Source organism: Azohydromonas lata NBRC 102462, from assembly GCF_001571085.1.
GTDB classification, from domain to species: domain Bacteria; phylum Pseudomonadota; class Gammaproteobacteria; order Burkholderiales; family Burkholderiaceae_C; genus Azohydromonas; species Azohydromonas lata.
The window spans coordinates 1-4,328 of record NZ_BCTC01000198.1; the positions used below are offsets into that span (position 1 = coordinate 1).

A 4,328-nucleotide genomic window follows, 5' to 3' on the forward strand; every position below is an offset into this window, starting at 1 on the left:
GCGCCGCGCAGATGACGATGGCGGCGATGAGCGAAATCAGCATCAGCAGCCAGCCCGGCAGGCCGGAATCGCCCAGGGCGGAAACCACGGTCCAGCTGACCATGGCGCCCACCATCAACACCTCGCCGTGAGCGAAGTTGATGAGGTTGATGATGCCGTAGACCATCGTGTAGCCCAGTGCCACGAGCGCGTACATGCTGCCCAGCACCAGACCATTGATGATCTGTTGAAGAAAAATGTCCATGGGAGATTCCACAAGGGGCTGGATGCCGGCGCAACCACGGGCGGGCCTGGGCCACCGGCATCAAAGAGTGCCGCGGCGCAGTGGCCGCGGCTCTTTTGCTTGCGAGAGGGCTGGCTCCGATCAGCCAGCCGGGTTCATCAGAACGAGCTCAGCACCTCGGGCTGGCCGCCCTTGAAGCCATACACGCTCACGGGCGAGGACTTCAAATCGTGCTTGTCGGTGAAGGAATATTCGCCGGCCACGCCCTTGTAGCTGCCCTTGGCGATGGTTTCGGCCACCTTGCCGGCGTCGGTGGAGCCGGCCTTCTGCATGGCGTCGGCCAGCAGCATGGCGCCGTCGTAGAAGTTGGCGGCGTAGGTCAGCGGGTCGCGGTTGTAGGCGGCCTTGTACTTGGCGGCAAAGGCGCGGCCGGTGTCGGCCTTGCCCAGGATGGTGCCGGCCTGCGCGCACAGCACGCGGCCATCGGCGGCGCCGCCGCTCAGGCGCGCCGTCTCGGTGGCGCAGATGCCGTCGCCGCCCAGCAGCTTGGCCTGCACGCCCAGCGACACCATCTGGCGCAGCATGGGGCCGCCTTGGGCGGAGTAGCCGCCAAAGAACACGGCGTCAGGCTTGGCGCTGCGGATGGAGGTCAGGATGGGCGTGAAGTCCGTGGCCTTGTCGGTGGTGAACTCCTGCTTGACGATGTTCAGGCCCTGGCGCTTGGCCTCGGCCACGAATTCCTGTACCAGGCCCTGGCCGTAGGCGCTGCGGTCGTCCACGACGGCCACGTTCTTGATCTTCATTTCCTTGGCGGCATACACCGCCATGGCAGCGCCCAACTGCACGTCGTTGACGCCGATACGGAACAGGCGCGGATAGCCCAGCTCCGTGATCTTGGGGTTGGAGCCCACGGTCATCATGACCATGCCGGATTCGTTGTAGACGCGGCCGGCCGGGATGGCGACGCCGGAGTTGTACGGGCCGACCACGAACTTCACCTTGCTGTCGGCCAGCTTCTGCGCCACCGCCACGCCCTGGCGGGGATCGGCACCGTCGTCCTCGGCCACGACTTCGAAGGTGACCTTCTGGCCGCCCACCGTCACGCCCTTGGCGTTGAGCTCCTTGACGGCCAGCATCAGGCCGTCGCGGTTGTCGGTGCCGTAAGCGGATTGCGGACCGGACAGCGGGCTGCTGAAGCCGATCTTCACCACTTCCTGCGCCTGCGCGCCCAAGGACGCAGCGGCAAAGGCCACGGGCAGGAGAACGCCGGCGAAGCGGCGCACGGTGGAGGCGATGTTTTTCATGACGAGGGGTCTCCGTGAGGTCTCAGAACGAATCGGCGTCGGCTCGGTCACTTTCCAAGCCTGCCGCCTGCTGCGGGCTGCGGCTGTAAAGCCGCGTCAGGGTTGGAAGCCGCGCTGCGCGCGGGTGCCGGAAATCTGTCGGCCGCCGCGCGCCTGGAGCGCGCCGCGATGCCGGGGGCCGTGCTTGTCCGCCGCACGCCGGAGAACGTGCGGGCGCAAAACAGCAGTGGACAAGGCAGTCGATGTTTCGTCGGACATGGCGATGAACTCGGCCTTGTGGGCCGGCTTGCGTTGACAAGACTTGATGCGGTGCCGCGCTCGCCGGCCGTGGGATGGACTGGCCGGTTTCGCATCGGCGTGTCGGACCTTCATGAGCCCGACATTTTCCGTAGCAAAAATATCGTATACGGTAGACGCATGATCTGTGCCTAGGTGCAAACCATTAGCTGCACGCTATTGGTGCAATTAAGCGGTGTTTTTTTGCAAAAAGGCGCACAGAGGCACCAAATACGAGCGCCATCATGGTGCACAGCATTGTGTATGGTTCACGACTGCGCAAAGGGAATTTCGTATACGCTTTGCGTCTAAGCAAACCCAAGGTGAAACCGTGTCTCTTGAACTGTCCGATGTGCCGAACCTGGGCCAGTCGCCCACGAATTCGGAGGTGATTGCGCAGCACCTGCGCAATGCCATCGTCACCGGGCAGTTGCACGAGGGCGAGCCGATCCGGCAAGACGAGGTGGCGGCCCTCTTCAAGGTCAGCAAGATTCCCGTGCGCGAGGCGCTCAAGCACCTGGAGGCCGAGGGGCTGGTGGCTTTTCAGCGCAACCGCGGCGCAGTGGTGCACAGCCCGTCGGAGGCGGAGATCGTGCAGGTGTACGAAGTGCGCGCGATGCTGGAGTCCAACGCCATCCGGCTGGCGGTGCCCAACATGACGGCGGCGACCTTGGACAAGGCGCAGCGGATGTGCGATGAGTTCGCTCGCGAGCAGGACCCCTTCCGTTGGGCGCGGCTGCACTGGGAATTCCACTCCTGCCTGTACCGCGACGCGGGGCGGGACTTCCTGCTCAACATGATCCAGTCGATCAACAACCGCACCGAGCGCTACCTGCACATCCAGCTCACCCGCGAGAACGGCCGCGACACGGCCGATACCGAGCACCAGGCGCTGGTGGACGCCTGCCGCCGCGGCGACCCGGCCGAAGCCGCGCGCATGGTGCACGAGCACATCATGCGAGCCTGCTCGCTGCTGCAGCGCCACCTGCCCAAGCCGACGGCGGAGTAATCGGACCACGGTGCAACAACGCGCCGCGGGTTTACCCGAATTGGAATTGCGTCTACTGGAAAAATACCGCTGGGATAACCCCTCTCCCCCATTTGGGGGACTGGCTATAAATTCGGCTTGTCGAGCACCCGATTAAGTCTTGACAACGTCAGCCACTTTTACAGCCGAGCATCCCATGGCCGTTCCTGCTTCCAATCATCCCGTGTGGTCCCGCCTTGCCTCGGGTGGCCTGTCCAAGGTCAAGACCTCGCAACTGGCCGCGCAATTGTTCATCAAGCGCATTGAGACCAGTAAAACGCCCACGCCTCAAAAGGCGAAGGAAATCTTTGATTTCTTCGCCAAATACGAGCGGATCATGGGCAACGAGTTGCAGCAATTGACTGCACTGTAATGGCCGGCTTGCCGCCTGTTGTTTGACTCCATTGCCGGACATTTTCACCATGAACCAACTGATTTCCCTGGAACAAGCTTCTTCCCTGATTCTGGGCGGCGCTCCCTTGAGCGTAGCCGGCCCTGAGCATTTGCTGGACCAATTGCCGGCGGGCTCGTGGGTGGGGGGCACGATTCCCTATTTCATGACGCATGAAGGCGGCGTGGTCGTGAACAACAAGGTATTCGTCACGGACCTTTCGGAGCTGGGCACGGTATCGCTGGCCTCTTATGGCGCGGATGAGCTCGCCGGCATTGCGGCCCATGCGCCGGATAACGGCTTTTCCCTGACCATCATTCCCGCGGGCGGCCAGGCGCACCAGCGTTTCGCGGCCGAGGCCGCCACCTACCCCGACGCCTTTGTCAAACCCACGGTGGGCTGGATATCGGGCGTGCACCTTTCCGAATTGGGCAAGGCCACGCCCAAGGTGTATGACGGGCGCACCGGCGCCAAATATGAAGACCGTGCCGTGGTGGCTTATGTCAGCGTGCCGGACGACAAGCTGGTGATGCTGGAGACCGTGAATTTGTTCGAGCCCGACGGCAAGGACGTCATTCATTTCTCCCAGACCGGATTCCATGTCGACGAGTGCGAGGTCAACGGCGAGGTCGTGAATTTCGCCGAGTATGTGAAATCGCGCGGTTTTGAAGGCGGCCAATGTCCGCTGGTGGGCGATTTTGCCGGCGCGCACGTGAACGTGTCGCTGCAAGGCATGCCGGCCACGGGCGGCGTTGATTTTTACGCGCCTGTTTTCCCCGGCGTGGATTATCACTTCGCCAAGGCCGTGCCCGATTATGTGGGCGCGTTCCGTGAACGCCTGGAGGCGGTGGAGCACGAGGGCGTCGTGTGGAGCTGCAACTGCATCCTGAATTTCGTCTTCGGCGGATTCGAGGGTAAGGCCATCGGCGGCGAACCCGGTGCGGTGACGTTTGGCGAAATCGCCTACCAACTGCTCAACCAGACCATGGTGATGGTACGCATCGCCTGACGCCATCATTTTCCGCAAGGCAAAACGCCCCGGCCAGGAGTGGCCAGGGCGTTTTTCCATGGCGGTCCCAATTGTGGGATTTCAATTTTTGAATCCCC

Annotated in this window: 6 protein-coding genes; 4 read left to right on the forward strand and 2 right to left on the reverse strand. The window is 62.8% G+C overall.

The window, feature by feature from the left end:
• Together ALA01S_RS30210 and ALA01S_RS30215 are read right to left on the reverse strand one after the other, a co-directional pair.
• Nucleotides 1-244: ABC transporter permease subunit (locus ALA01S_RS30210; RefSeq protein ID WP_407655829.1), on the reverse strand; the 244-nt coding region annotated here is incomplete at its 3' end.
• A gap of 137 nt (nucleotides 245-381) precedes the next feature.
• Nucleotides 382-1,527: a branched-chain amino acid ABC transporter substrate-binding protein gene (locus ALA01S_RS30215; protein ID WP_066343345.1), complete on the reverse strand. Its 1,146-nt coding sequence runs from the start codon at nucleotides 1,525-1,527 to the stop codon at nucleotides 382-384.
• Between the two features lie 102 nt (nucleotides 1,528-1,629).
• Between ALA01S_RS30215 and ALA01S_RS33775 the strand changes: the two genes are divergently transcribed.
• From ALA01S_RS33775 to ALA01S_RS30230, 4 genes are all read left to right on the forward strand, one after another.
• Nucleotides 1,630-1,959 carry a hypothetical protein gene (locus tag ALA01S_RS33775; RefSeq protein ID WP_157119409.1) on the forward strand — a complete coding sequence of 110 codons (330 nt, stop codon included), beginning with the start codon at nucleotides 1,630-1,632 and terminating at the stop codon, nucleotides 1,957-1,959.
• A 175-nt stretch (nucleotides 1,960-2,134) separates the two neighbouring features.
• Nucleotides 2,135-2,812: a GntR family transcriptional regulator gene (locus ALA01S_RS30220; protein ID WP_066343347.1), complete on the forward strand. Its 678-nt coding sequence runs from the start codon at nucleotides 2,135-2,137 to the stop codon at nucleotides 2,810-2,812.
• A gap of 175 nt (nucleotides 2,813-2,987) precedes the next feature.
• Nucleotides 2,988-3,203, forward strand: coding sequence for a hypothetical protein (locus tag ALA01S_RS30225; RefSeq protein WP_066343349.1), 216 nt, complete (start codon nucleotides 2,988-2,990; stop codon nucleotides 3,201-3,203).
• A 49-nt stretch (nucleotides 3,204-3,252) separates the two neighbouring features.
• Complete coding sequence (locus ALA01S_RS30230; RefSeq protein ID WP_066343351.1) at nucleotides 3,253-4,230, forward strand: DUF6976 family protein; 978 nt, start codon at nucleotides 3,253-3,255, stop codon at nucleotides 4,228-4,230.
• The last annotated feature ends 98 nt before the right edge of the window (nucleotides 4,231-4,328 follow it).